The sequence below is a fragment of the Streptomyces sp. NPDC002853 genome, assembly GCF_053591915.1.
Genome location: NZ_JBSFUS010000007.1, coordinates 299,501 through 324,017, shown reverse-complemented (window position 1 = coordinate 324,017; position 24,517 = coordinate 299,501). Strand labels below are relative to the sequence as shown.

Here is a 24,517-nt window from a genome sequence, read left to right as displayed (position 1 = left end):
CCACGCACTCAACCACAGCTACGGCGCCAACTCCCCGTGGCTACATGGACACTAACTCACGCTCTTTGTAACTATGCCCAGACCAGGAGGGTTCCATGACGCAGCGCCTCAGCTCGGAGCAGTTCGACTTCACCGCCGCGCTCCGCGACTTCGCGCAGCGCGAGTGCGGCACCCGGGAGCAGCGCGACGCCCTGACCGGGGAGTCGGGCGGCCCGCACTCCCCCGCCCTCTACGCGAAGCTGGCCGAACTGGGCTGGCTGGGGGTGTGTCTGCCCGAGGAGTACGGCGGGTCGGGCGGCGGCATGACGGACGCCTGCCTCTTCCTGCGCGAGACGGCGCGCGGCCTGGTCCCCGCGGGCGGCTTCGTCACCTCCGTCATCACGGCCAAGGCGTACGAGAGGTTCGGCTCGGCGGCGCAGAAGAAGGTGGCGGTGGGCGGGGCCGTCGCCGGGCAGGTCCTCTCGATCGCGATGTCGGAGCCGGACGCCGGGTCGGACGTGGCGGCGCTGCGCTGCCGGGCCGAACGCTCCGGTGACCCGGGCGCCGGCGGGTGGTCCATCAACGGGCACAAGACATGGATCTCCAACGCGCACCTGGCCTCGTACATCCTCCTGGTCGCCCGCACGGACGCGAGCGGGCCCAGGCACGAGGGCCTGACCATGTTCCATGTGCCCGCGGACACCCCGGGGATCGAGATCCGGGGGATCTCCACGATGGGCGGCCGCGAGGTCAACGACGTCTACTTCACGGATGTCCGGCTGCCGGCGGACGCGGTGGTGGGAGTCGAGGGCAGGGCGTGGCCGCAGCTGATGGCGGGGCTCAACGCGGAGCGGCTGTTCCTGGCGGCGAACATGCTGGGGCTCGCGGAGCGCATCCTCGACGACACGCTCACGTATGTGCGCGGGCGCGAGCAGTTCGGGCGGCCGGTCGGCTCCTTCCAGGCGCTGCGGCACCGGATCGCGGATCTGGCGACCGAGATCGAGTGCGTACGGCTACTCGTCCTCGACGTGGCGGCGAGGTGTGACGCCGAGCCGGAACGCCTCTTCCCGCGCGAGGCCTCGATGGCCAAGCTGAAGGCCACCGAGACGGCCAAGCGCGCGGCCCTCGAAGGCATGCAGATGATGGGCGGTTACGGCTACGCGACCGAGTACGACATGGAGCGGCATCTGCGGGCCGCGGTGGTGTCGACGGTGTACGGCGGCACCAGTGAGATCCAGCGGGACATCATCGGGAAGAGCTACGGACTGTGAGCCGGCCCCCCGCCGCTCCGCTCAGCGGGCGGCCGCGTACGCCTCGAGCACGAGGTCGGTGACCGCGTCGGGCTCGCGCAGGGTCGGGAAGTGGTCGCTGTCCCGCAGCCGCACGAGCCGGCAGTCCGGGATGCGTGCCGCCATCTGCTCGTTGCAGCGGACCACCTCGGGGTCGTCGTGCTCCCCCAGGGCGAGCACGCACGGCACGTTCAGCTCACCGAGGCGGTCGAAGGCCGGCGGGTCGGGCACGTGGTGGGGGTGAACGGCGAACCAGGACGGGATCACCTCCCTGATGAGCGCCGCCGCGGGGTCGTCCCCGGCCCCCGCGGCGGCCGACGTGCGCCTCACCAGAGCCACGATGCCGTCCATGTCGCCGGCCTCCGCGAGCCTGCCCACCTCGGCGGTGAACTCCTCCATGACGAAGTCCGGGTTGCCGGTGATCCCGGGGACGAGCAGCGCGAGTCCCGCCACCCTGGCGGGGTCGGCGAGCGCCATGCCGATGGCGGTGGCACCGCCCATGCTGGACCCCGCGAGGAACGCCCGTGCGACGTCGAAGTGGTCGAGGACGGCGCTCAGGTCCTCGACGAGCGAGAAGGACGCGGTGGGGACGGGAGACCTGCCGTAACCCCGCGCGTCGTAGCGGATGACCCGGCGTCCTTCCGCCAGGCGCGGCACGATCCCGTCCCAGACCCGGGAGTCGGCGACTCCCGGGTGCAGCAGGACCAGCGGCATTCCCGCGCCGCCGGAGTCCTGCGCCCACACTTCGCCGTCCTTGACCGGCACCATGAGTTCCATGGTGCGAGCGTGCCGTGGGTCCGGCCCGGTGGCCAGACGGAACTCGGCCTGTCTGCCGGCCTAGCGGCCCGAAGCCGACGCCGCCGGGAGCGGCTCTCCCACGATCCTGCTCGCGAGCACCGTCGCCAGCTGGGGAACCCTCGCGTGCAGTTCCACCTCCGCCGACGCACGTTCCGTCGCGATCGCGGCCCGGCCCGCGGCGGAGATCTCGTCGCGTTCGCGCACGGCGTCCTCGCGGGCGGCGGCGATCAGGGCGGCGCCTTCCTCCCGGGCCTGCTGCCGCGTCTGCGCGGCTTCGTGGCGGGCCCGGGCCAGCAGTTCGTCACGCTCGGCGCGTATCCGCTCGGCCTCGCGGCGCAGGTCCGCCGCCGGTCCGCCGGTGACGCCCTCAAGGATCGTGGCGCGCTCTTGGAGTACGCGGTCGACGCGGAGGATCATGCGCCTGACGAAGAAGTAGAGGGAGCCGAACAGCACGGCTCCGACAGCAAGATTCTCGACATCCGGGTTGATCGGCCCTAGCGGCATGGGAATGAGCTGCATGCCGCTGACCTACCCGCTCATGCGTGCCCAACAACGCGCATTTGCACGCCACTTGAGTGACCCCCACCACTCGACGGCTGCCCGGACGGCGGCTCAGTCCCCGAAGTCGTACACCGTCACGGCGATGCCCCGCTCCACCAGACGCCGGGTGATCAGCGGCTCGACGCGGGACCACTTGCCGCCCGCGAGCCCACAGCCGATGCGCGGCATGTGCACGGAGGCGCCGAGCTCGGCCGCCCTGTCGGCGAGCGTGGCCAGGGCGGTGTCGATCGCCTCGTACCGCACGGGGACGCCCTTGCTGCCGGTGCGCATGCCGTGCTGGCCGATCATGTTGGCCACCCAGGTGTAGGGGCCGACCTCGACGAACTGGACGGCTCCCAGGCCGAAGTCGTTCTTCGCGCGCTCGCGGTGCCATCGGCGGTACGCGGCCTCCGGCTCGGGCCAGCGGCGCGACACCGCGACGACGAAGCCCTTGCCCCAGCCGCCGAGGTCGTTGCAGACATGGGCGATCAGCTTGATGCCCTTGCCCGACGGCGCGGTGGCGTCACCTCGGACGTAAGTGATCTCCGACATGACGCCACCGTAGGCGCTGCCACTGACAGTGGCCGTTGACCTGCTGTTGGTGCGCTACTTCGTGAGGCCCGCGGCCTCGCGGTCCACCCTGCGGCGGATGCCGTACCAGCCGACGGCCAGCGCGGCCGCGATGATCGGGATGAGGTAGAGCGTCTTGCGGCCGATCTCGGGGTCCTTCCACATCAGGCCGAGCACGGACAGCAGGAAGACGATCGTGACGATCTCCGTGACCGGGCTGCCGGGGAGCCGGAAGCTCGGGCGGGTGAGCAGGCCCTCCTTGGCACGGCGGACGAACGCCAGGTGACAGATCATGATGATCACCCAGGTGCTGATGATGCCGAGGGACGCCACGTTCAGGACGATCTCGAAGGCCTGGCTCGGCATGAGGAAGTTCAGGCCGACGCCGAGCACGCACACCGCGGAGGTGAGCAGGATGCCGCCGTAGGGGACCTGGCTCTTGTTCATCCTGGCGGTGAACTTCGGCGCCGAACCCGCCATCGCCATCGAGCGCAGGATGCGGCCCGTGGAGTACAGGCCCGAGTTCAGCGAGGACATCGCCGCCGTGAGGACGACCAGGTTCATCACGTCACCGGCCGCGGGGACGCCGATCTTGGACAGGACCGTCACGAACGGACTCTGGTCGGCGGAGTACACCGACCCCGGCAGGAGCAGCGCGAGGAGGACGACCGAGCCGACGTAGAAGAGGCCCACGCGCCACATGATGGAGTTCACCGCGCGCGGGACGATCTTCTGCGGCTCGGCGGTCTCGCCCGCCGCGACACCGACCAGCTCCAGCGAGGCGTACGCGAAGACGACACCCTGCATCACGATCACGACCGGCATCAGGCCGTGCGGCAGGAAGCCGCCGTTGTCGGTGATCACACTCAGGCCCGGCGTCTCGCCGCCGACCTTGTGCTGGGTGACCAGCAGGAAGATGCCGATCAGCATGAAGGCGATCAGGGCCGCGACCTTGACGATCGCGAACCAGAACTCCATCTCGCCGAAGTACTTCACCGAGATCAGGTTGATCACGAGGACGACGGCGAGGGCGATCAGCGCGAGCACCCACTGGGGGATGTCGGTGAAGAGGCTCCAGTAGTGCGTGTAGAGCGCGATCGCGGTGATGTCGGCGATGCCGGTGGTCGACCAGTTGAGGAAGTACATCCAGCCGGCGACGTAGGCGCCCTTCTCGCCGAGGAACTCACGCGCGTAGCTGACGAACGATCCCGACGAGGGCCGGTAGATGACCATCTCGCCGAGGGCGCGCACGACGAAGAAGGCGAAGATGCCGCACACGAGGTACGCGACGGCGAGCGCGGGGCCCGCGGAGTGCAGGCGGCCGCCCGCACCGAGAAAGAGTCCAGTTCCGATCGCGCCACCGATGGCGATCATGTTGACGTGACGGGCCTTGAGGTCCTTGCTGTAACCGGCGTCGCCCGCGTCCGCGGGGGCCTGGGACGCATCTGTGCGGGATGCGTCCGCAGCGGCCGTGTCTACGGCTTCCTTGCTCACGTGGGGGGTCTACTCTCTGGTGCCCGGAAAACTCCGGTGTCCGGATGTGCTCCGGTCCACGACACCCCTGACATGTGCGTGGACCGACGCGACACCTTCCCCCAGAGATCGCCCGACATGCGGTGGCGCACGTCACATAGCGGCACTTCTCACATGGTGGGCAGGGGGTGTACACACCATGATCACAGGGTGTACAGACCGTGCATCACTGGGAGTACAGCCCGTCGATGGCCTCCGCGTACTTCTCCCGGATGACCCTGCGGCGCAGTTTCAGGGAGGGCGTCAGCTCGCCGGTCTCCGGGCCCCACTCCTCCCCCAGAAGCCGGTAGCGCTTGATCTGCTCGGTGCGGTTGAGGCGGGCGTTGGCCGCCTCGACGGCCCGCGCGACCTCGTCCTGTACGGCCTCGCTGGCCAGCAGGTCACCCGTGATCCCGTGGCCCGCTGCCCACACGGGTGCCATCTCGGCGTCCAGGACGAGCAGCGCGACCAGGTAGGAGTGGCCGTCGCCGTGCACGAGGGCCTGGCCGATGAGGGGGTGCTCCTTGAGGGTGTTCTCGACGAGCGCGGGCGAGACGTTCTTGCCCGTCGACGTGACGATCAGCTCCTTCTTGCGGTCGGTGAGCCACAGGAAGCCGTCCTCGTCGATGCGCCCGACGTCACCGGTGGCGAACCAGCCGTCCGCGTCGCAGGCCGACTCCACGCCCCCGTCGGGCAGGAGATAGCCGTCGAAGACCGTAGCGCCGCGCACCAGGATCTCGCCGTCGTCGGTGGTGCGGATCTCCAGGCCGTCCAGGGGCCTGCCCACGGAGCCGAGCCGGAAGGCGTCCGGAGTGTTGATGGTGACGACCCCGGTGGTCTCCGTGAGACCCCACGCGTCCATGATCACGATGTCGAAGCCCGCCCAGAAGCGCACGACGTCCAGGGGCATCGACGCCGCCGCGCTCGCGGTCCACACCAGGCGGTCGAAACCGGCCAGCGAGAGCAGCGGGCCGATGACCTTCTCCTTGGCCTCGCGATACGCCCTCTCCAGGTCGGCCGGCGGTTCCTCGCCGCGCTCGACGCAGTCCACGCGCGCGCGTGCCGTCTCGTTCGCCGCCTCGATGGACTCCCGCTGCTCCTGCGGCAGCCCGGCGAGCACGGCCTTCACGGACGCGGCCAGCTTCTCCCACACGCGCGGGACCCCGAAGAACTGCGCGGGACGCAGCTCACGCGCGGTCGCGGCGACGGCGGTCGGATCCGCGCACAGGTACACGTGCGAGGCGCGGAACACGGGCAGGTAGATGCCCAGCATGCGCTCCGCGACATGGGCGAAGGGGAGGTAGCTGATGTGCTCCACGAAGTCGGGGAGCTCGACCACGGCGTCCAGGGCGACGCCGTTCAGGACGACGTTGCGGTGCGTGATGCGGACACCCTTGGGGTCGCCCGTGGTGCCCGAGGTGTAGACGACGGTCAGCGGATCGTCGGCCCGGGACTCGCGCCATGCCTTCTCGAAGGCGTCCGGATCGAACAGCCGGCCTCCGGTGGCGTGCAGGGAGCCGTACGTGCGGTGCGGGCCCGCGTCGGCCGCCTCGACGACCACCAGGCGCTCGATCGGCGCCTCGGGGTCGGCAAGGAGCGGCTCCCAGCGTTCCAGCTCGCGGGCGCCCTCGATGATCGCGAAGCGGGCACGGCTGTGCCGGGCGATGTGCGCGATCTGCTCGGGGGCCGATGTGCCGTACACGGTGATGGGGACCGCGCCGATGTGCACGAGGGCGAGATCGCTCAGCCAGTGTTCGGGGCGGTTGCCCATCATCATCAGGACGTGCTCGCCGCGCCGTACGCCGAGTGCCGTGTAGCCGGCGGCGAGGACCGCGACCTTGCGGCGTGCCTCGCGCCAGGTCAGTGTCGACCACTCCCCTTCGGGGGTGGCACGCCAGGAGAGTGCGGGGTGGTCGCCGTGGTCCTCGGCGTTGCGGAGCAGCAGGGCGGGGAGCGTGATGTCGGCGGGGTCCCCGGGGAGTCGCAGGATCGTGGTCATGACCGCCTCCTGGCGTCATCGACGAAGCAAGTGACTGGGCGGGACGCTTTCACAACAGTGGTGAGACAGCAATACTGTTGCACCTGATCGGTGCACAACTCGGTGCCCGGCCACGGGTGTACGACTGGGGAGGCGATGCGCTGCCATGACGATGACGACGGCTTCGGACACGGACGAGCCGACGCTCACGGTCGACGAGCTGGCCGCGCGCGCGGGCGTCACCGTCCGCACCATCCGCTTCTACAGCACGAAGGGCCTGCTGCCGCCACCGGTGATCGGCCCGCGCCGGGTGGGGCACTACGGCCAGGAGCATCTGTCCCGGCTCGGTCTCATCGAGGAACTGCAGCACCAGGGCATGACACTGGCCGCGATCGAACGGTACCTGGAACAGCTGCCGCCCGGTCTGAGCGCCCACGACCTCGCCATCCACCGTGCGGTGGTGGCTTCCTGGGCCCCCGACTCGGCCGAGGACACCGACCACGCCGAGCTGGAACGCAGGGCGGGCCGAGCGCTGACGGACGGGGACCTTGACCGGCTCTCGGCGATGGGCGTCGTGGCGCCCGCGGAGGACTCTGGGGCGTACCGCGTCGACCCGGGACTGCTGCGCCTTGGGGTGCAACTGCTCGACGTGCCCATCGCGCACGAGACGATCCTGGCGGCGCGCACGGTCCTGATGGAGCACACCCGCTCGGCCGCCGTCGAACTCTCCCGGCTCTTCCGCGACGAGGTGTGGAGCCCCTACCGCGACCGGGAGTCGGACCCCGAACACGTGGCCGCGATGCGCTCCCTGTCGGCCCACATGCAGCCGATGGTGGTGCAGGCCCTGGTGACGGCGTTCCAGCGCTCCCTCAAGGAGGAGCTGCGGGAGTGGCTCGCAGAAGGCTGAGCCACTCCCGCCTCCCTGCTGTCAGGCGTCGCTGAACTTCTCGCCGTTGTCCGCCTTCTCGACGAGCAGCGCGGGCGGCGTGAACCGCTCGCCGTAGCGGTCGGCCAGCTCACGGGCGCGGGCCACGAATCCGGGCAGGCCGCCCTCGTAGCCGTTGATGTACTGCAGGACACCGCCCGTCCAGCCGGGGAAGCCGATGCCGAAGATGGAGCCGATGTTGGCGTCCGCGACGGACGTCAGGACGCCCTCCTCCACCAGGCGCACCGTGTCGAGCGCCTCCGAGAAGAGCATCCGCTCCTGCATGTCCTGGAACGGGATCTCCGTGCCCGGCTTGGTGAAGTGCTCGCGCAGCCCCGGCCACAGGCCCGCGCGCTTGCCGTCCACGTACTCGTAGAAGCCCGCTCCCCCGCTCCTGCCGGGACGCTCGAACTCGTCGACCATGCGGTCGATGACGGAGTCCGAGGGGTGCCCGGCCCAGGTGCCGCCGGCCTCCTCGACGGCGCGCTTCGTCTCGTTGCGGATCTTGCGGGGCAGGGTGAGGGTCAGCTCGTCCATGAGGGACAGGACCTTCGCCGGGTAGCCCGCCTGGGCCGCCGCCTGCTCGATGGAGGCGGGCTCGATGCCCTCGCCGACCATCGCGACGCCTTCGTTGATGAAGTGCCCGATCACGCGCGAGGTGAAGAAGCCACGCGAGTCGTTGACGACGATCGGCGTCTTGTTGATCTGGCGTACGAGGTCGAAGGCGCGGGCGAGCGCCTCGTCCCCGGTCCGCTCGCCCTTGATGATCTCGACGAGCGGCATCTTGTCGACGGGCGAGAAGAAGTGCAGGCCGATGAAGTCGACGGGCCGCGTGACGCCCTCGGCGAGCTGGGTGATCGGCAGCGTCGAGGTGTTGGAGCACAGCAGCGCGTCCGGCTCGATGACGTCCTGGATCTCCTGGAACACCTTGTGCTTGAGCGAGGTGTCCTCGAAGACGGCCTCGATCACGGCGTCGCAGCCCGCGAGGTCCTGCGGGTCGGCGGTCGGCGTGATCAGGGCGAGCAGCGCGTCGGCCTTCTCCTGGGTCGTACGCCCCCGCTGCACCGCCTTGGCGCACAGCTTCTCGGAGTAGGCCTTGCCCTTGGCGGCGGCCTCGGCGGAGACGTCCTTCAGGACGACCTCGATGCCGGCGCGGGCGCACGAGTAGGCGATGCCCGCGCCCATCATCCCGGCGCCGAGGACGGCGGCCTTGCGGACCTGACGCGGCTCGATGCCCTTGGGGCGGTTGGCGCCGGAGTTGACGGCCTGGAGGTCGAAGAAGAACGCCTGGATCATGTTCTTCGCGGTCTGGCCCGTGACCAGCTCGGTGAAGTACCGGGCCTCGATGGTCAGCGCGGTCTCGAAGTCGACCTGCGCTCCCTCGACGGCCGCCGCGAGGATGTTGCGCGGGGCCGGGTAGGGGGCACCGTTGATCTGCTTCTTCAGGTTGGCCGGGAAGGCGGGCAGCTTCGCGGCGAACTTCGGGTTGGCGGGGGTGCCGCCGGGGATGCGGTAGCCCGGCTTGTCCCAGGGCTGCGCCGACTCGGGGTTGGCGTCGATGAAGGCGCGGGCCTTCTCGATCATCTCCTCGCGGGTGGCGGCCACCTCGTGGACGAGGCCGTTCTCCAGGGCGCGCTTCGGGTTGTACTGGGTGCCCTGGAGCAGCACCTTGAGCAGTGCGTCGGCGATACCCATCAGGCGTACGGTGCGGGTCACGCCGCCGCCCGCCGGGAGCAGGCCGAGGGTGACCTCGGGCAGGCCGATCTTGGATCCGGGCGCGTCAAGGGCGACGCGGTGGTGGCTGGCCAGGGCGATCTCGTAACCGCCGCCCAGGGCCGCGCCGTTGATCGCGGCGACGACCGGCTTGCCCAGGGTCTCGATGCGGCGCAGGGACCTCTTGATGGCGACACCCGCCTCGAACGCGTCCTGCGCGTTCTCGGGGCCCGCCTGCATCATGTCCTTGAGGTCACCGCCCGCGAAGAAGGTCTTCTTGGCGGAGGTGTAGATGATGCCGCGGATGGAGTCCTTCTCGGCCTCCGCGCGGTCGGCGATGGCCGCGATGGAGTCCTTGAACCCCTGGTTCATGGTGTTCGCGGACTGGTTGGGGTCGTCGAGGACGAGCGTGACGACACCGGTGTCGTCCTGTTCCCAGCGGATGGTCGTGCTTTCGGTCATTTTCGGGTCTCCGTGAAGTCAGATGCGGTGGGCGCTTGGCGGTGGCGGGGTCCGGGGAGGGCGCTGCTGTCTCGTTGCCGACTGACGCCGGTGGGGGCTGGTCGCGCAGTTCCCCGCGCCCCTGAGATGCGCACTGCGTGCGCCATCTCAGGGGCGCGCACCGGGGAAGGCAGCGGCGCAGCCGCACGCCTTCAGGGATGCGGGGAACTGCGCGAGCAACCACGACGCACCCGCATTCGGCGACGGACAACAGCCCCACGGCGCTTAGCCGGAGACCCGTTCCACGATCGTGGCGATCCCCATGCCTCCGCCCACGCACAACGTGGCGAGCCCGTACCGCTTGTCCTGACGCTCCAGCTCGTCGACGAGCGTGCCCAGGATCATCGCCCCGGTCGCGCCCAAGGGATGCCCCAACGCAATCGCGCCGCCGTTGACGTTGACCTTGTCCAGGGACAGGCCCATGTCCTTCACGAAGCGGAGCACCACCGCCGCGAAGGCTTCGTTGATCTCGACGAGGTCGATGTCGTCGATGGTCAGACCGGCCTTGGCGAGCGCCTTGCGGGCCGCCGGGGCAGGACCGGTGAGCATGATGGTCGGCTCGGAGCCGGAGACCGCCGCGGAGACGATGCGGGCCCGTGGCGCGAGCCCGTACCGCTCGCCGACCTCCTTCGTGCCGATGGCCACAAGCGCCGCGCCGTCCACGATGCCGGAGGAGTTGCCCGCGTGGTGGACGTGGTCGATCTTCTCGATCCAGTGGTACTTCTGCAGCGCGACGGCGTCGAAGCCTCCGAGGTCGCCGATGTCCTTGAAGGACGGCTTCAGCTTGGCGAGCGAGTCGGCGGTGGTGCCGGGGCGCATGAACTCGTCGTGGTCCAGGACGACCAGACCGCTGCGGTCCTTCACCGGCACGACGGACTTCTCGAAGCGGTTGTCCTTCCAGGCGGCCGCGGCACGCTCCTGGGACAGGGCCGCGTACTCGTCGACGTCACGCCGGGAGTAGCCCTCCACCGTGGCGATGAGGTCGGCGCCGATGCCCTGCGGCACGAAACCCGTCTCGTAGTTGGTCATCGGGTCGGCGAACCAGGCGCCGCCGTCCGAGCCCATCGGAACGCGCGACATCGACTCGACGCCGCCCGCGAGGACGAGGTCCTCCCAGCCCGAACGCACCTTCATCGCGGCCATGTTGACCGCTTCGAGGCCCGAGGCGCAGAAGCGGTTCTCCTGGACGCCGGCGACGGTGTCCGGAAGACCGGCGGCGATGGCCGCGACACGCGCGATGTCGGAGCCCTGGTCGCCGACGGGGCCCACGACGCCGAGGACGATGTCGTCGACGGCCGCCGGGTCCAGGTCGGGGAACCGCGCCCGGATCTCGTGGATCAGGCCGACGACGAGGTCGATCGGCTTGGTGCCGTGCAGGGCACCATTGGCCTTGCCGCGTCCGCGCGGGGTGCGGATCGCGTCGTATACGTACGCTTCGGTGGTCAAGACAGCAGCCTTTCGCAAAGAACTTTGCAGGTGAGGGTGGGGAAGGCTCAGGCGAGCAGGGAGCGGCCGATGATCTCCTTCATGATCTCGGTCGTGCCTCCGTAGATCGTCTGGATGCGGCCGTCGGTGAAGGCCTTGGCGACGCGGTACTCGGTCATGTAGCCGTACCCGCCGTGCAGTTGCAGGCAGCGGTCGGCGACGCGCTTCTGGAGTTCGGTGGCCCACCACTTGGCCATCGAGGCGTGCACGGCGTCGAGTTCGCCGTTCGAGTGGTCGACGATGCAGCGGTCGAGGAACGTACGGGTGACCGCGCACTCGGTGGCCATCTCGGCGATCTCGAAGCGGATGTGCTGCAGCTTGGAGAGCGGGCGCCCGAAGGCCTCGCGCTCCTTGACGTACGACGTGGTGATGTCCAGGAGGTGCTCGGCGGCGGCGATCCCCGCGACGGCGATGCCCATGCGCTCCTGCGCGAGGTTCGTCATCAGGTGGATGAAGGCGCCGTCGAGCTCGCCGAGGAGGTTCTCCTTGGGGACGCGTACGTCGTTGAAGAACAGCTCGGCGGTGTCCTGGGACTTCTGGCCGATCTTGTCGAGGTTGCGGCCCCGCTCGAAGCCGTCCGTGCCGCGCTCGACGACCAGGAGGGACAGGCCCTTCGCGCCGCCCTCCGGGGAGGTCTTGGCGACGACGATCACCAGGTCGGCGAGGATGCCGTTCGAGATGAACGTCTTGGAGCCGTTGAGCAGCCAGTGGTCGCCCTGGTCGGTGGCGGTGGTGCGGATGCCCTGGAGGTCGGAGCCCGCGCCCGGCTCGGTCATCGCGATGGCCGTGATGATCTCGCCGGAGCAGAAGCCGGGCAGCCAGCGCCGCTTCTGGTCCTCGGTGGCGAGGGAGGTCAGGTAGGGGCCGATGATGTCGTTGTGCAGTCCGAGCGCGAGCCCTGAGGCGCCCGCGCGGGTGAACTCCTCGGCGAGGACGGCGCTGTAGCGGAAGTCGGTGTTCCCGCCGCCTCCGTACTCCTCGGGCACGGCGAGCCCGAGCAGCCCCTGCTTGCCCGCCGCGAGCCACGCGTCACGGCTGACGATCCCGTCCTTCTCCCACTCTTCGTAGTGGGGCAGCACTTCCTTGCTGAGGAAGGTGCGGACGGTCTCGCGGAACGCCTCGTGTTCGGCGGAGAAGATCTGTCGCTTCACGTACGGCCTCCTACAGCCCTAGAGCCAGCCCTTGACGGTCTCGATCGACTTGGCCGGCTCGGGGCCGACGGGAATGACGTTGAGCATGGTGACGCCCGCCTCGCGGAAGGCCTCGACACGCTCACGGACGTAGCTCTCGGGACCGCACAGCGACATGAGCTCGCAGAACTCGTCCGGGACGGCGGCCTCGGCCTCCCTCTTCTTGCCCGCGAGATACAGCTCCTGGATGAGCCTTGCTTCCTTCTCGTAGCCGTACGCGACCGCGAGGTCGTTGTAGAAGTTCTTCCCCGGGGCGCCCATGCCGCCTACGTAGAGGGCGATCTGGGGTCGGGCCAGATCCCGTGCGGCAGCCGCGTCGTCACCGATGGCGAGCAGTCCGCCCGCGACCGTCTGCAACGGCCCGAGCGCCGGATCGCGCTTCTCCTTGCCCTCGGCGAGCGGAGCGCCCCACACCTGGTGGGCCTTCTCCGGGATGAAGAGGGTGGGCAGCCAGCCGTCGGCGACCTCGGCGGTCATGCGGACGTTGGCCGGACCGAGGGACGCCACGTACAACGGCACTTCCGGACGCACCGGCCTGGTGAGGATCTTGAGCGGCTTGCCCAGCTTGCCGCCCTTCTCCGCGGGCAGCGGCATGTCCGTGATGCCGTGGTGGTCGATGACCTCGCGGCGCAGGATGCGGCGGGTCAGCTCGATGGCCTCGCGGGTACGGGCGAGGGGCTTGTCGTACGGCTTTCCGTGCCAGCCCTCGACGACCTGCGGGCCCGATGCGCCGAGCCCGATGATCGCCCGGCCGCCGGAGATCGCGTCGAGCCCGGCCGCCGTCTGGGCGATGAGGGCGGGGGTACGCGAGTAGACGTTGAGGATCGCGGCGCCGATCTTCATACGCTCCGTGCGCGCGGCCAGGTAGCCCATGATGGTGGGCGAGTCGAAGCCGTACGCCTCCGCCACCCAGACGGCGTCCAGACCGGCGGACTCCAGGGCCGCGACATCGTCGGCGGCCTGCCGCGGGTCGCCCGCGTAGGCGAGAGGTGCGGAGATCTCCATCAGCTGTGTTCCTTCGTGGTGGTGTCGGAATGCTGGACGAGGGCCGGTACGTCCCAGTCGCGGGCCACGGCATCGGTGTCCGCGCCCGGCTGGGCGGGGCCGCTCCGGACGTCCGTGGGTGTCGCGGAGAAGCGCGGCGCGGGGGCGGGCTGGGTGATGCCGCCGTGGTCCACGAAGGTGCCGCGGGCGGCGAGGTGGGGGTGTGCGGGGGCCTCGCGCAGTGAGAGCACGGGCGCCACGCACGCATCGGAGCCCTCGAAGACGGCCGTCCACTCCTCGCGCGTGCGGGCCTTGAAGCGGGCGGCGACCGCCTCGCGCAGCTCGCCCCAGCGGGCGAGGTCCTTGCGCGCGGGCGCTTCGTCGCTCAGGCCGAGCAGCGCGATGAACTCGTCGTAGAACTGCTGCTCAAGGGCGCCGACGGCCATGTAACCGCCGTCGGAGGTCTCGTAGTTGCCGTAGAACGGGCAGCCGCCGTCCAGGAGGTTGGCGCCGCGCCGGTCCTGCCAGCCGCCGGCCGCGAGCATGCCGTGGATCATCGACGTGAGGTGCGCGGTGCCGTCGACGATCGCGGCGTCCACGACCTGACCGGCGCCGGTCGCACGCGCGTGGTGCAGGGCCGCGAGGATGCCGACGACGAGGTAGAGCGAGCCGCCCGCGTAGTCGCCGACGAGGTTCGCGGGGACGGTGGGCGGCTCACCGGGGTTGCCGATCATGCCGAGGGTGCCGGTGATCGCGATGTACGCGATGTCGTGCCCGGCGCGCTGGGCGAGCGGCCCCTCCTGGCCCCAGCCGGTCATCCGGCCGTAGACGAGCCTCGGGTTGCGGGCGTGGCAGGCGTCCGGGCCGACGCCGAGGCGCTCGGCGACGCCGGGGCGGTAGCCCTCGATGAGGACGTCCGCGCGGTCGACCAGGTCGAGGACGCGGTCCGCGCCGTCCGCCGCCTTGAGGTCGACGATCACGGAGCGTTTGTTGCGGTTGGTGACGTCGTACTCGGGATTGATCGCGAGGCCGCCGCCGCCCGGCCGGTCGACGCGTACGACGTCGGCACCGAGGTCGGCGAGGAGCATGGCCGCGAACGGGCCGGGACCGATGCCCGCGAGCTCGACCACACGCACCCCTGCGAGCGGTCCGTGAACGCCCTTGTCCGGAACTGCCATTGAGCCCCCAGCGCTATGGCACAGCTATGACACAACTGATGTAACACCAGTGATGCTAAGAACGTGTTCCACTCCGCACAAGACCCTAGCAAGCAAGCGCTTAGACAAATCGGGGGACGGGCCTTGCGCCGCGACTCCCCTCGCACGCTAGCCTCGGCCACCGACATCGGCGTGGGGCGCACGGCAGAGAGGTGCCATGACCAGTCAGAACGGCAACGGCAAGGAGCGTGCGGCGGACCGCACGTACGACATCGTGCTCTTCGGGGCGACCGGTTTCGTCGGTGTGCTCACCGCGGAGTACCTCGCGGCACACGCCCCCGAAGGGGTGCGCTGGGCGATCGCGGGGCGTGACACCGGGAAACTGGAGCGGCTGCGGGACAAGCTCGCCGAAGCCCACCCGGCGTGCGCGAAGCTCCCCCTCGTCCGCGCCGACGTGGCGGACCCGGCGTCCCTGCGGGAGATGGCGGGGCACGCGCGCGTGGTGGCCACGACCGTCGGCCCCTACCTCGAGTACGGCCAGGAACTCGTCGCCGCGTGCGCCGACGCGGGCACGGACTACGTGGACCTCACCGGTGAGCCGGAGTTCGTCGACCTCATGTACGTGCGGCACGACGCCCGCGCGCGGGAGACCGGCGCACGCCTCGTGCACTCCTGCGGCTTCGACTCGGTCCCGCACGACCTGGGCGCGTACTTCACGGTGCGCCAGCTCCCCGAGGGCGTGCCGCTGCGCGTCGACGGGTTCGTGCGCAGCAACGCGACCTTCTCCGGGGGTACGTTCGCCTCCGCGCTCGCCCAGTTCGCGCGGGGCCCGCAGATGCTGGCCGCCGCACGGGACCGGCGGCGGCACGAGCCGCGTGTGGTGGGCCGCAAGGCGTACGCCCCGCCGAGCGCGCCCCGGTACGCGGGTGAGGTCGGCGCCTGGGCCCTGCCCCTGCCGACGATCGACCCGCAGGTGGTGCAGCGCTCGGCCCGGGCGCTCGACCGCTACGGGCCCGACTTCCGTTACCGCCACTACGCGGCCGTGAAGACCCTGCCCTTCGCGGTGGGCGGCGCGGTGGCCGTCAGCGGTCTGGTGGCCGCGGCCCAACTGCCGCCCGCGCGGCGGTGGTTGTCCTCACGCCTGAAGCCCGGCGAGGGGCCGAGCGAGCAGCGGCGCGCGGACAGCTGGTTCTCGGTGCGGTTCGTCGGCGAGGGCGGCGGCAAGCGCGTCTACACGGAGGTCTCGGGCGGCGATCCGGGGTACGACGAGACGGCGAAGATGCTGGGCGAGGCGGCCCTGTGCCTGGCCGTCGACGACGATCTGCCGGACGTGGCCGGGCAGCTGACCACCGCCGTGGCGATGGGCGACGCGCTGACGGCGCGCCTGACGGCGGCCGGGCTCAGCTTCCGGGTGGCGGCGTCGCGGTAGCGGTCGCCTCGCGCAGGGCCGCGCGGCAGAGGGCGTCCGCGCGGCGGGTGGACTCCGGGAGGCGGTAGCGCGGTGTCAGCCGGAGCGTGTGGGCGCAGGCGTTGTCCAGGCTCACGCGGTGGCCGACGGAGACGAAGACCGGCTTGACGTCCTCGCGGGTGCGCAGGGCGCGGCCGATCTCCTCGGCCCCGTCCAGGAGCGGGGCCGCGCTCCCCCGGGGCGCGTCCGGAGCCTCGTACGTGAACGTGAAGGGGTTCTTCGCGACGCCGATCGTGGCCAGCCCGGTGAGGACGCCGAGGTGGCTCGCCAGGCCGAACCTGCGGGGGTGGGCGATGCCGTAGCCGTCGCAGACGACGAGGCCCGGGGCGGCCTTGAGTTCTCCCAGGGCGGCCAGCACGGTGGGGATCTCGCGGAAGGCGAGCAGCCCCGGCACGTACGGGAAGGCCACGCGGCCCACCGCGGTCGCCTCCTCGACGACGTCGAGGGTCGCCGCGTCCAGGACGACGACCGCGGCCGCGACGATGTCGCGCTCGTCGTCGTAGGCGACGTCGACGCCGGTGACGTGTCCGGTGCCCGGCTCGGGGCCCGCCTCGTCGAGCACGACCCTGGCGCGGAGCCGGTCCTGGACCGCGCGGGCGGCCGGCTCGTCAACGGGCCAGTTGTCGGGCGCGTGGGAGGGGGCAGTCGTGTGCGTCGTCATCGTGCGGGCAAGCCTAGGCGGCCTCCCGGCTCCCTCGGCTCACTCGGCCGCCGGGAACTTCCAGATGAACGTCCGGCCGTTCTGCTCGGACCAGTGGACCTCCAGGTCCTTCGCGTCCTTGGGGACCAGATAGGTCTCGCACATGACGTGGGTCTCGCCCCGCTTCCAGCCCTTGATGGACGAGGGGGACTCGCAGCCCGGCGCGTTGTCGGCGGCGCCGACGATCAGGGTGCCGCGCCTGCCGTCCGCATAGATCGTGGTGGGCTGGCTGGCGCGCGGGCGCTCCGTGAGGGTCGGTCCCGACCTGTGCGTGTACTTCACGTGGGCGATGGCCGGGACCAGGCCCTTTGCCAGCTTGGGCGCCGAGACCATCTTCGCGGTCTCGGCCTCCGTGCCCAGTTCGACCTTCTGCGCGGTGAGGTCGTAGGTGACGAAGACGTCGCCCTCCTTGGCCTCGCCGGTGGCGCTCTCACCGGTGGCGCGCGCGACCCGCTTCCTGTCCGATGCGTCCTTCTTGCCGCCGTCGCCGCCACAGGCGGTCAGCGCGAGGGCGAGCACCGCCACCGTCGCGACAACCCGCGAAGTGGTCTTTCTGTACAGCAAAGTGAACTCCCGGCAGAAATGGGGCAGCCGCGCGGCGCAGAGTGGCCCCATGGAGCGGCAGGTGGAGCCGTCAGCATAAGAGTCGGTCGGGCGAGGGGCCGCGACCGCCCCGGGCCGCCACCACGGATGGCGGCGCGCGGCGGTAGCCTCGCGATCATGTTCGTTCTCGAGTTGACCTACACCGCGCCCGTGTCCGCCGTCGACAAGGAGCTCGAGGCCCACGTCGCCTGGCTCGACCAGCTCTACGAGCAGGGCGTCTTCATCGCCTCGGGGCGCAAGAATCCGCGCGACGGCGGCGTGATCCTGGCCGTGGCCGACGACCGTGCCGCGATCGAGGAGATCGCGGCGGGCGACCCGTTCGTGCTCGCGGAGGTCTGCGAGTACCGCATCACCGAGTTCATCGCCACGAAGACGGCCCCGGCACTCGCCCCCTACCGCCAGCAGCTTCCCTAGGACCCTGACCGTTCCCAGCGCGCGATCCGGCCCTTCTCGCCGGACGCCCAGCAGGCGCGGTCCCGCGTGCAGTCGACGGTGTCGTAGGACCCGGGGTCGACGGTCCGCCAGCTGCGCCCGCCGTCCGACGTGACGTCCGTGCCGGTCGGCCCGACCGCGAGCGCGTCCCGACGGCTCCCGGGCAGCCAGGCCACGCCGGAGCGGTAGGCGGGCGGAGGCTCGGTGGCCGTGGTCCAGGTGCGGCCGCCGTCGCGGGTGGTGGCCGCGGCCCTGGGAGAGGGTCGGCCCGCGTTGTAGTCGCCGCCGACCGCGATGCCGTGCGTACGGTCGCGGAAGGCGAGGCCGAAGACACCGCGGGCCGGGTCGCCCGCCGGGATCGGCGTGTCCGTGGCCGTCCAGGTGCGACCCCGGTCGCCGGAGTGCAGGACACGCGCGCGTGCCGCTCCCCCGGTGGCGAGCCACACGTCGCGGGAACCGGAGCTCACCAGGCACTGGCCGCTCGCCGCGAAGCCCGCCTCGCCCTCCTGGGCGGCGGGCATGCCGTCGCTGGGCAGGACCTTCCAGGAGCGGCCGCCGTCGGCGGTGGACAGGATGCGGTACTTGCCGTCCACCGGATCACTCATCGCCAGGCCGTGGTGCCGGTCGAAGAACGTCATGCAGTCGTAGAAGGCTTTCGGGTCGGTGTTGCGGAAGCTCTCCGTCCAGGTAGCTCCGCCGTCCGACGTGCGAAAGACCCGTGAGGCCTCGCCCTCGCCGATGGCGAGCACCACCGCGCGGCGGCCGTCGAAGGCTTCGACGTCCCGGAACTCCAGCCCCTCGGCTCCGGGCGGAGAGACGTTTCGCCAGTTCGCGCCGCCGTCCGACGTGCGCAGCACGGTGCCCTTGGAGCCGGCCACCCAGGCGGTGTGCCTGCTGACGGCGGCGAGACCGCGGAAGCGCGCGTCGGTGCCGCTGTCCTTGAGGTCCCAGCCGCCGCCCCGCTGTGCCTGGCTCCCGGCCGCCGCCTGGGCCGTGCCCGGCGCGGCCAGCGCCGTCGCGGCGAGCGCCGCCCCGCACAGTCCCACCGACACCGCGCGGCCCATGGACCGCACCCATCTCGTCTTCCCCAAGGACTTCATGGCGGGCGAAGTTACCACCGGAACGCAGGATTCCTTCCGGGGATTCCGTGAAGAGAGTGAAGAGCACGCGGTGACCGAGGTCACTCCGTGTTCGCGTGCACGGATTCCGTCATTCCGACGTCTATGAAAGTGCCGACCCGAGTCGTCCAGCTGTAGTTGAGGGAGCAGGCGTTGTCCACCAGCATCGAACAAGCCGTAGAGGCCCGCCTCGTCGCCGCCGCACCGCGGATGTCGACCATCCCCGCGACGCTGCACTACGACCCGAGCGATCCGTTCGCCGTCCGGATGAGCTTCCCCGCCCCGGCGACCCTGGAGGGCATCGAGGTCTACTGGACCTTCGCCCGTGAGCTGCTCGCCCAGGGCCTGGAGCAGGCGGTGGGCGACGGAGACGTCCGCGTGCGGCCCTACGGCTTCGACCGCACGGTCGTGGAGTTCCACGCCCCCGAGGGCACGGCGATCGTCCACATCCGCACCGGCGAGCTGCGCGGCTTCCTGCAGCGCTCGCTCTCCCTGGTGCCCATGGGCGACGAGCATCTGTACATCGACCTGGACCGGGACCTCGCCGACCTGATGCGGGACGCCTGCTAGCACCCCACCGCGGACCGCCCCTCAGCCACCCCCGCTGCCGCCCGACCTGGCCGCCTCCGCGGCCGACACCGCCGACGCCAGGGCCTTGCGCAGCCCGCGCATCAGCTCCGGAAGCTCTGGGGCAGGGGCCCCGCCACGGTCGGTGAGCGCGTCGAGCCGGTCCTTGTACTGCCTGCGTTCCTTGCCTGAGATGAGGCCGCGCAGTTTGCCCGTCGCCGCGCAGACCACCAGGGCCGCGTCGCCCGCCGGGACCTCGGAGACCGGCACCGGGCCGCGCAGGACCGCGAGCGCCTCGGCGTGCAGAACCTCCACGTATCCGGCGCGCTCCAGTTCGTGACGCCGGGAGGGGAAGATCCCGAAGACCCGAACGCGCTCCGTCCGCAGATAGCCCTCCGCCACCAGCTGATCGCGCACCCTGTCCATCGTGTACCGCGACTTGTGGGTGATCCAGCCGCGCCATTTGCGGGGCCGGGACTCCTCGATGAGTTCGAGGACGGCGTCGAGCCCCGGGTCCCCGGTGCGGGCGCCGAAGACCGGCGTGACGATGCCGTTCACGTCCGAGACGAGTCCTCGCTGGGCCAGCTCCGCGAGCGCGCAGGCCCGTACCGCGTACTGCAGGTCGGGGGCGCCGGTGATCCTGTTGCGACCGGTGTCCCAGGCCAGCAGGAAGATCCGGGTCGGAAGTGAGAGCGAGCCATAGGGCATGAGGGCCTCCTCGTACGCGCTCTTGTCCGCGCTCACGATAAATCGTTGACAGCCCCAGGGCTGCACCCTACGGTGTATAGCGGTTCTGTTGTCGCCGATAGGAGTAGGACGTTGCTCGTCTGAGGTCTGGTGTCACCGCGTCACACGGCTCGGCCGTGTGCGTAGCGTGCGACCTCGGCGTACGAGCCGTCCCCGGGCGCAGGGCCCTTTTTTCTGCCCTCCTTCCCGCCTTCCGACGACGCTCCTCCCGTCCTCCTGTCGCACCTCGCGGTGTCCCGAAACGCGTTGCCCCTGACCGCGCTTCATCTCACGCAACCGCGAGGACCACATGTCTACCCACCCCACCTCCATCACGTGCACGTCGCTCGACTTCACCTGGCCGGACGGCACCGGCGTCTTCGACGGTTTCCAGGCGGCGTTCGGCACCGGCAGGACCGGCCTCATCGGCGTCAACGGGTCAGGAAAATCGACCCTGTTGAAGCTCGTCGCCGGTGAACTCACGCCGACCGACGGCACCGTCCGTGTCGCCGGCGAGATCGGGTACCTGCCGCAGAACGTCACCCTCGACACCGCTCTGCGCGTCGAGGAGGTGCTCGGCATCGCGTCGACTCGCGCCGCCCTGCACGCCATTGAGGCGGGCGACGTGGCCGAGGAGCGTTTCACGGAAGTCGGTGACGACTGGGACGTGGAGGAGCGCGCCATCGCGGCCCTCGATCAGCTCGGTCTCGGCCACATCGGTCTGGACCGCACCACCGGCGAGGTGTCCGGCGGCGAGTCCGTGCTGCTGCGCCTGGCCGCACTGCTCCTTCGCCGGCCTGACGTGCTCCTGCTCGACGAACCCACCAACAACCTTGACCTGTATGCCCGTCGGCGCCTGTACGCGGCCGTCGAGGCCTGGTCCGGGGTCCTGGTCGTGGTCAGCCACGACCGTGAACTCCTCGATCTGGTCGACCAGATCGCCGATCTGCGGGACGGAGAACTCAAGTGGTACGGAGGCAACTTCTCCGCGTACGAGGAAGCGCTGGCCGCGGAACAGGAGGCGGCGGAGCGCATGGTCCGTGTCGCCGAGTCCGACCTGAAGAAGCAGAAGCGTGAACTGGCCGACGCACACGTCAAGTTGGCCCGCCGCAAGCGGTACGGCCAGAAGATGTGGGACACCAAGCGCGAGCCCAAGGTCGTCATGAGCGAGCGCAAACGGCAGGCCCAGGTGTCCGCGGGCAAGCACCGCATCATGCACGAGGAGAAGCTCACCGAGGCGAAGGAGCGCCTGGACGACGCCGTCGACGCGGTGCGCGACGACGACGAGATCCGCGTCGACCTGCCGTTCACCGCGGTCCCGCCGGGCCGCACGGTGCTCACGCTGCGCGAGCTGACCCTGCGCTACGGAGCCCGCGTGCAGGGCGAGTTCGAGCTGCGCGGCCCCGAGCGGATCGCGCTGGTCGGGCGCAACGGCGCGGGCAAGACCACGCTCCTGCGGACCATCGCCGGAGAGCTGGCAGCCGTGGAAGGAGAGGCGCTCGCGCACGTCCCGCTGCGTTTTCTGCCCCAGCGCCTCGATGTCCTCGACGAGGCGCTGACCGTCGCCGAGAACGTGGCACGGTACGCCCCCGGAGCCACCAACAACAGGATCCGGGCCCGCCTGGCCCGCTTCCTGTTCAAGGGCGCGCGGGCCGATCAGCGGGCGGCGACCCTGTCGGGCGGCGAGCGGTTCCGTGCGGCGCTGGCCGCGCTGCTGCTCGCGGAGCCCGCGCCGCAGCTCCTGATGCTGGACGAGCCGACGAACAACCTGGACATGGCGAGCGTGAAACAGCTGGCCACGGCTCTGGAGTCGTACGAGGGGGCGCTGATCGTGGCCAGTCACGACGTGCCGTTCCTGGAGTCGATCGGCATCACGCGGTGGCTGCTTCTCGACGGAGAAATGAAGGAAATCACGACAGAAGCTGTCGGGTATCCCGGCTAGCTTCGCGTGTATGCACCAATTCATCACCATCACAGGGGCCCGTGAGAACAACCTCAAGGAGGTGAACCTGCGTATTCCGAAGGACCGGCTCACGGTGTTCACCGGCGTATCGGGTTCAGGGAAGTCGTCGGTCGTGTTCGACACGATCGCGGTCGAGTCGCAGCGCCAGCTGAACGAGACGTTCACGTGGTTCGTCCGTAACCGGCTGCCGAAGTACGAGCGGCCGCACGCGGAGACCATCGAGGAGCTCTCGCCCGCGATCGTCGTCGACCAGCGGCCGATCGGCGGTCACTCGCGCTCCACCGTGGGCACCATGACGGACATCTACTCGGTGATGCGCGTGCTGTTCTCGCGGCACGGCACACCGAGTGCGGGTCCGGCCACCGCGTACTCGTTCAACGACCCCTCCGGCATGTGCACCCGGTGCCACGGCCTGGGCAAGACCGTGCGGCCCGACTACGACCGCATCCTGGACCCTGCCAGGTCCCTGGCGGACGGCGCGATCCTCTTCCCGCCGTTCGCCGCCGGGACCTGGCAGGGCCAGACGTACACCAACACCCCCGACCTGGACACCCACAAGCCGGTGGGACGGTTCAGCGCGCGGGAGCGGGAGTTCCTGATGCGCGGCGGCAAGCAGAGCGGCAAGGTCAACGTCGACAACACCGGCGGCGCGCGGGACATCGACTACGAAGGGCTCGCGGACCGCTTCGAGCGGCTCTACCTCAACCGCGACCTGTCGACGCTCTCGCAGAAGACCCGCGACCTCGTGCAGCGCTTTCTGGTCGAGGGCGAGTGCGACCTCTGCGAGGGGGCACGGCTCAACGCGGCGGCGCTCGCCACCCGTATCGACGGCATGAGCATCGCCGACTGCTCGCGCATGGAGGTCACCGATCTCATCCCGGCGCTCGCCCGCATCGACGACCCGGTGGCGGGGCCCGTCGCGTCGGCGGCCGTGGCGGCGCTCGAACGGATCGAGGCGATCGGCCTCGGCTACCTCAGCCTCGGCCGCGAGACGTCCACGCTCTCCGGCGGTGAGGGGCAACGCCTGAAGACCGTGCGGCACCTCGGCTCCAGCCTGACCGGCATGACGTACATCTTCGACGAGCCCAGCGTCGGCCTGCACCCGCGTGACGTGGGGCGGCTGAACGATCTGCTGCTGCGCCTGCGCGACAAGGGGAACACGGTCCTGGTCGTCGAGCACGACCCGGACGTGATCGCCGTCGCGGACCACGTCGTCGACATGGGTCCCGCGGCGGGCACGGGCGGCGGTCTGGTCGTCTTCGAGGGGACACCGCAGGAGCTGCGCCGCGCCGACACACTCACGGGCCGGCACCTGCGCCGCTCGACGGGCGTCAAGGAGAGCCCGCGCGAGGCGATCGGCGGACGGTGGGTCAAGGGCGCCGACCTGCACAACCTCAAGGACGTCAGCGTGCGCGTGCCGACGGGGGTGCTCACGGCGGTGACGGGCGTCGCAGGGTCGGGCAAGAGCACGCTGGTGTCGCGGGCGTTCGTCGCCGAGCACCCGGACGCCGTGGTCGTCGACCAGTCGGGCATCGGCATCTCGGGCCGGTCGACCCCGGCGACGTACCTCGGGATCATGGACTCGCTGCGCAAGCTGTTCGCGCGCGAGACCGGCCGGGAGGCGGGGCTGTTCAGCTTCAACTCGGCGGGAGCGTGCGGGAGTTGCCAGGGGCGCGGGATCATCTACAGCGACCTGGCCTTCATGGATCCGGTGACGACGACCTGTGAGGCGTGCGAGGGGCGCCGCTTCAAGGAGGAGGTGCTGCGGCTGACCGTCGGCGGCAGCTCCATCGCCGACGTCCTCGACATGACGGCCGAGCGCGCCCTGGAGTTCCTCGCCGCGGTCGATGCCGCCGACGCCACAGCCGTGAGCCGCCGGCTGCGGGCCCTGCACGACGTGGGGCTCACCTATCTGACGCTCGGGCAGCCGCTGAGCACCCTGTCGGGCGGTGAGCGGCAGCGCATCAAGCTCGCCACACAGCTGCACCGCACCGGCACGACGTACGTCCTCGACGAGCCGACGACCGGCCTGCACATGGCGGACGTGGACGGCCTGCTCGCCCTTCTGGACCGGCTCGTGGACGCGGGGAACACCGTGCTCGTCGTCGAGCACAACCTGGAGGTCGTCAAGCACGCGGACTGGGTGATCGACCTCGGCCCCGACGGCGGCAAGCACGGGGGCCGGATCGTGTTCGAGGGAACGCCGGGACAGCTGGTCGAGGCGGAAGGCTCGTTCACCGCCGATCATCTGCGCCGAGACCTGGGCCTGGACCCCTCGCACGCTGCATGATGTGCGGCAGGTCCCCGGGCCGGCGTCCG

The 24,517-nt window shown here is 70.5% G+C and carries 21 protein-coding genes; 7 read left to right on the top strand and 14 right to left on the bottom strand.

All coding sequences use genetic code 11. The features are described 5' to 3' along the window. Positions 1 to 95 precede the first annotated feature (95 nt). A complete protein-coding gene (locus ACWD02_RS21010) occupies positions 96 to 1,250 on the top strand; it encodes an acyl-CoA dehydrogenase family protein (protein WP_451212782.1) in 1,155 nt (384 codons plus the stop codon). A 21-nt stretch (positions 1,251 to 1,271) separates the two neighbouring features. Here the strand turns inward: ACWD02_RS21010 and ACWD02_RS21005 are convergent, their stop codons facing one another. The 5 genes from ACWD02_RS21005 to ACWD02_RS20985 form a co-directional block, all read right to left on the bottom strand. Next, positions 1,272 to 2,045: an alpha/beta fold hydrolase gene (locus ACWD02_RS21005; protein WP_451212779.1), complete on the bottom strand. Its 774-nt coding sequence runs from the start codon at positions 2,043 to 2,045 to the stop codon at positions 1,272 to 1,274. Positions 2,046 to 2,105: 60 nt separating this feature from the next. After that, complete coding sequence (locus tag ACWD02_RS21000) at positions 2,106 to 2,585, bottom strand: F0F1 ATP synthase subunit B family protein (RefSeq protein ID WP_451212776.1); 480 nt, start codon at positions 2,583 to 2,585, stop codon at positions 2,106 to 2,108. Positions 2,586 to 2,678: 93 nt separating this feature from the next. Then, entirely contained in the window at positions 2,679 to 3,158 is a 480-nt protein-coding gene (locus ACWD02_RS20995) for a macro domain-containing protein (protein ID WP_451212773.1), read from the bottom strand. Positions 3,159 to 3,212: 54 nt separating this feature from the next. Further along, positions 3,213 to 4,670, bottom strand: coding sequence for an amino acid permease (locus ACWD02_RS20990; protein ID WP_451212770.1), 1,458 nt, complete (start codon positions 4,668 to 4,670; stop codon positions 3,213 to 3,215). A gap of 205 nt (positions 4,671 to 4,875) precedes the next feature. Further along, the gene (locus tag ACWD02_RS20985; RefSeq protein ID WP_451212767.1) at positions 4,876 to 6,687 is read right to left on the bottom strand and encodes an AMP-dependent synthetase/ligase; all 1,812 of its coding nucleotides are present in this window, start codon (positions 6,685 to 6,687) and stop codon (positions 4,876 to 4,878) included. A 151-nt stretch (positions 6,688 to 6,838) separates the two neighbouring features. Between ACWD02_RS20985 and ACWD02_RS20980 the strand changes: the two genes are divergently transcribed. Beyond that, complete coding sequence (locus tag ACWD02_RS20980) at positions 6,839 to 7,573, top strand: MerR family transcriptional regulator (RefSeq protein WP_451213357.1); 735 nt, start codon at positions 6,839 to 6,841, stop codon at positions 7,571 to 7,573. A gap of 21 nt (positions 7,574 to 7,594) precedes the next feature. Here the strand turns inward: ACWD02_RS20980 and ACWD02_RS20975 are convergent, their stop codons facing one another. The 5 genes from ACWD02_RS20975 to ACWD02_RS20955 all read right to left on the bottom strand — a co-directional run bounded on the left by ACWD02_RS20975 (position 7,595) and on the right by ACWD02_RS20955 (position 14,642). Next, positions 7,595 to 9,766 (bottom strand): 3-hydroxyacyl-CoA dehydrogenase NAD-binding domain-containing protein, encoded by a 2,172-nt coding sequence (locus ACWD02_RS20975; RefSeq protein ID WP_451212764.1) that lies wholly within the window; start codon positions 9,764 to 9,766, stop codon positions 7,595 to 7,597. A 264-nt stretch (positions 9,767 to 10,030) separates the two neighbouring features. Continuing rightward, positions 10,031 to 11,251, bottom strand: coding sequence for an acetyl-CoA C-acetyltransferase (locus ACWD02_RS20970; RefSeq protein WP_451212761.1), 1,221 nt, complete (start codon positions 11,249 to 11,251; stop codon positions 10,031 to 10,033). Between the two features lie 47 nt (positions 11,252 to 11,298). Continuing rightward, positions 11,299 to 12,441 (bottom strand): acyl-CoA dehydrogenase family protein, encoded by a 1,143-nt coding sequence (locus ACWD02_RS20965; protein WP_451212758.1) that lies wholly within the window; start codon positions 12,439 to 12,441, stop codon positions 11,299 to 11,301. Positions 12,442 to 12,459: 18 nt separating this feature from the next. After that, positions 12,460 to 13,485 carry an LLM class F420-dependent oxidoreductase gene (locus tag ACWD02_RS20960; RefSeq protein WP_451212755.1) on the bottom strand — a complete coding sequence of 342 codons (1,026 nt, stop codon included), beginning with the start codon at positions 13,483 to 13,485 and terminating at the stop codon, positions 12,460 to 12,462. Then, a complete protein-coding gene (locus tag ACWD02_RS20955) occupies positions 13,485 to 14,642 on the bottom strand; it encodes a CaiB/BaiF CoA transferase family protein (RefSeq protein WP_451212752.1) in 1,158 nt (385 codons plus the stop codon). The genes ACWD02_RS20960 and ACWD02_RS20955 overlap by 1 nt, the downstream gene beginning before the upstream one ends. A 196-nt stretch (positions 14,643 to 14,838) precedes the next feature. Here ACWD02_RS20955 and ACWD02_RS20950 point away from each other — a divergent pair, with 196 nt between their 5' ends. Further along, positions 14,839 to 16,050 (top strand): saccharopine dehydrogenase family protein, encoded by a 1,212-nt coding sequence (locus tag ACWD02_RS20950; protein ID WP_451212749.1) that lies wholly within the window; start codon positions 14,839 to 14,841, stop codon positions 16,048 to 16,050. Here the strand turns inward: ACWD02_RS20950 and ACWD02_RS20945 are convergent. Both ACWD02_RS20945 and ACWD02_RS20940 read right to left on the bottom strand, forming a co-directional pair. Beyond that, a complete protein-coding gene (locus tag ACWD02_RS20945) occupies positions 16,022 to 16,750 on the bottom strand; it encodes an endonuclease V (protein WP_451212746.1) in 729 nt (242 codons plus the stop codon). The two genes, ACWD02_RS20950 and ACWD02_RS20945, sit on opposite strands and share 29 nt — an antisense overlap. A gap of 39 nt (positions 16,751 to 16,789) precedes the next feature. Then, positions 16,790 to 17,353: a hypothetical protein gene (locus tag ACWD02_RS20940; RefSeq protein ID WP_451212743.1), complete on the bottom strand. Its 564-nt coding sequence runs from the start codon at positions 17,351 to 17,353 to the stop codon at positions 16,790 to 16,792. A gap of 156 nt (positions 17,354 to 17,509) precedes the next feature. On the opposite strand from ACWD02_RS20940, the gene ACWD02_RS20935 reads away from it, so the two are divergent. Then, complete coding sequence (locus tag ACWD02_RS20935) at positions 17,510 to 17,806, top strand: YciI family protein (protein WP_363207602.1); 297 nt, start codon at positions 17,510 to 17,512, stop codon at positions 17,804 to 17,806. Here ACWD02_RS20935 and ACWD02_RS20930 read toward each other — a convergent pair. After that, positions 17,803 to 18,924, bottom strand: coding sequence for a WD40/YVTN/BNR-like repeat-containing protein (locus ACWD02_RS20930; protein ID WP_451212740.1), 1,122 nt, complete (start codon positions 18,922 to 18,924; stop codon positions 17,803 to 17,805). The genes ACWD02_RS20935 and ACWD02_RS20930 overlap by 4 nt on opposite strands. A 171-nt stretch (positions 18,925 to 19,095) precedes the next feature. On the opposite strand from ACWD02_RS20930, the gene ACWD02_RS20925 reads away from it, so the two are divergent. Further along, positions 19,096 to 19,512 (top strand): SsgA family sporulation/cell division regulator, encoded by a 417-nt coding sequence (locus ACWD02_RS20925; RefSeq protein ID WP_451212737.1) that lies wholly within the window; start codon positions 19,096 to 19,098, stop codon positions 19,510 to 19,512. Between the two features lie 21 nt (positions 19,513 to 19,533). Here ACWD02_RS20925 and ACWD02_RS20920 read toward each other — a convergent pair whose 3' ends face one another. Further along, complete coding sequence (locus ACWD02_RS20920) at positions 19,534 to 20,253, bottom strand: GOLPH3/VPS74 family protein (RefSeq protein WP_451212734.1); 720 nt, start codon at positions 20,251 to 20,253, stop codon at positions 19,534 to 19,536. A gap of 292 nt (positions 20,254 to 20,545) precedes the next feature. Between ACWD02_RS20920 and ACWD02_RS20915 the strand changes: the two genes are divergently transcribed. Both ACWD02_RS20915 and ACWD02_RS20910 read left to right on the top strand, forming a co-directional pair. Next, positions 20,546 to 22,177, top strand: a complete 1,632-nt coding sequence (locus tag ACWD02_RS20915) for an ABC-F family ATP-binding cassette domain-containing protein (protein WP_451212731.1) — start codon at positions 20,546 to 20,548, stop codon at positions 22,175 to 22,177. Between the two features lie 10 nt (positions 22,178 to 22,187). After that, positions 22,188 to 24,488: an ATP-binding cassette domain-containing protein gene (locus ACWD02_RS20910; RefSeq protein ID WP_451212728.1), complete on the top strand. Its 2,301-nt coding sequence runs from the start codon at positions 22,188 to 22,190 to the stop codon at positions 24,486 to 24,488. Positions 24,489 to 24,517: the final 29 nt, after the last annotated feature.

Excerpts from the sequence above, each read along its gene's own strand:
- ACWD02_RS20960 (WP_451212755.1), bottom strand. The coding sequence starts at position 13,485 with ATGGAGATCTCCGCACCTCTCGCCTACGCGGGCGACCCGCGGCAGGCC.
- ACWD02_RS21005 (WP_451212779.1), bottom strand. The coding sequence starts at position 2,045 with ATGGAACTCATGGTGCCGGTCAAGGACGGCGAAGTGTGGGCGCAGGAC.
- ACWD02_RS20975 (WP_451212764.1), bottom strand. The coding sequence starts at position 9,766 with ATGACCGAAAGCACGACCATCCGCTGGGAACAGGACGACACCGGTGTC.
- ACWD02_RS20950 (WP_451212749.1), top strand. The coding sequence starts at position 14,839 with ATGACCAGTCAGAACGGCAACGGCAAGGAGCGTGCGGCGGACCGCACG.
- ACWD02_RS20980 (WP_451213357.1), top strand. The coding sequence starts at position 6,839 with ATGACGACGGCTTCGGACACGGACGAGCCGACGCTCACGGTCGACGAG.
- ACWD02_RS20955 (WP_451212752.1), bottom strand. The coding sequence starts at position 14,642 with ATGGCAGTTCCGGACAAGGGCGTTCACGGACCGCTCGCAGGGGTGCGT.
- ACWD02_RS20930 (WP_451212740.1), bottom strand. The coding sequence starts at position 18,924 with ATGAAGTCCTTGGGGAAGACGAGATGGGTGCGGTCCATGGGCCGCGCG.
- ACWD02_RS20995 (WP_451212773.1), bottom strand. The coding sequence starts at position 3,158 with ATGTCGGAGATCACTTACGTCCGAGGTGACGCCACCGCGCCGTCGGGC.
- ACWD02_RS21010 (WP_451212782.1), top strand. The coding sequence starts at position 96 with ATGACGCAGCGCCTCAGCTCGGAGCAGTTCGACTTCACCGCCGCGCTC.
- ACWD02_RS21000 (WP_451212776.1), bottom strand. The coding sequence starts at position 2,585 with ATGCAGCTCATTCCCATGCCGCTAGGGCCGATCAACCCGGATGTCGAG.
- ACWD02_RS20935 (WP_363207602.1), top strand. The coding sequence starts at position 17,510 with ATGTTCGTTCTCGAGTTGACCTACACCGCGCCCGTGTCCGCCGTCGAC.
- ACWD02_RS20910 (WP_451212728.1), top strand. The coding sequence starts at position 22,188 with ATGCACCAATTCATCACCATCACAGGGGCCCGTGAGAACAACCTCAAG.
- ACWD02_RS20945 (WP_451212746.1), bottom strand. The coding sequence starts at position 16,750 with ATGACGACGCACACGACTGCCCCCTCCCACGCGCCCGACAACTGGCCC.
- ACWD02_RS20985 (WP_451212767.1), bottom strand. The coding sequence starts at position 6,687 with ATGACCACGATCCTGCGACTCCCCGGGGACCCCGCCGACATCACGCTC.
- ACWD02_RS20915 (WP_451212731.1), top strand. The coding sequence starts at position 20,546 with ATGTCTACCCACCCCACCTCCATCACGTGCACGTCGCTCGACTTCACC.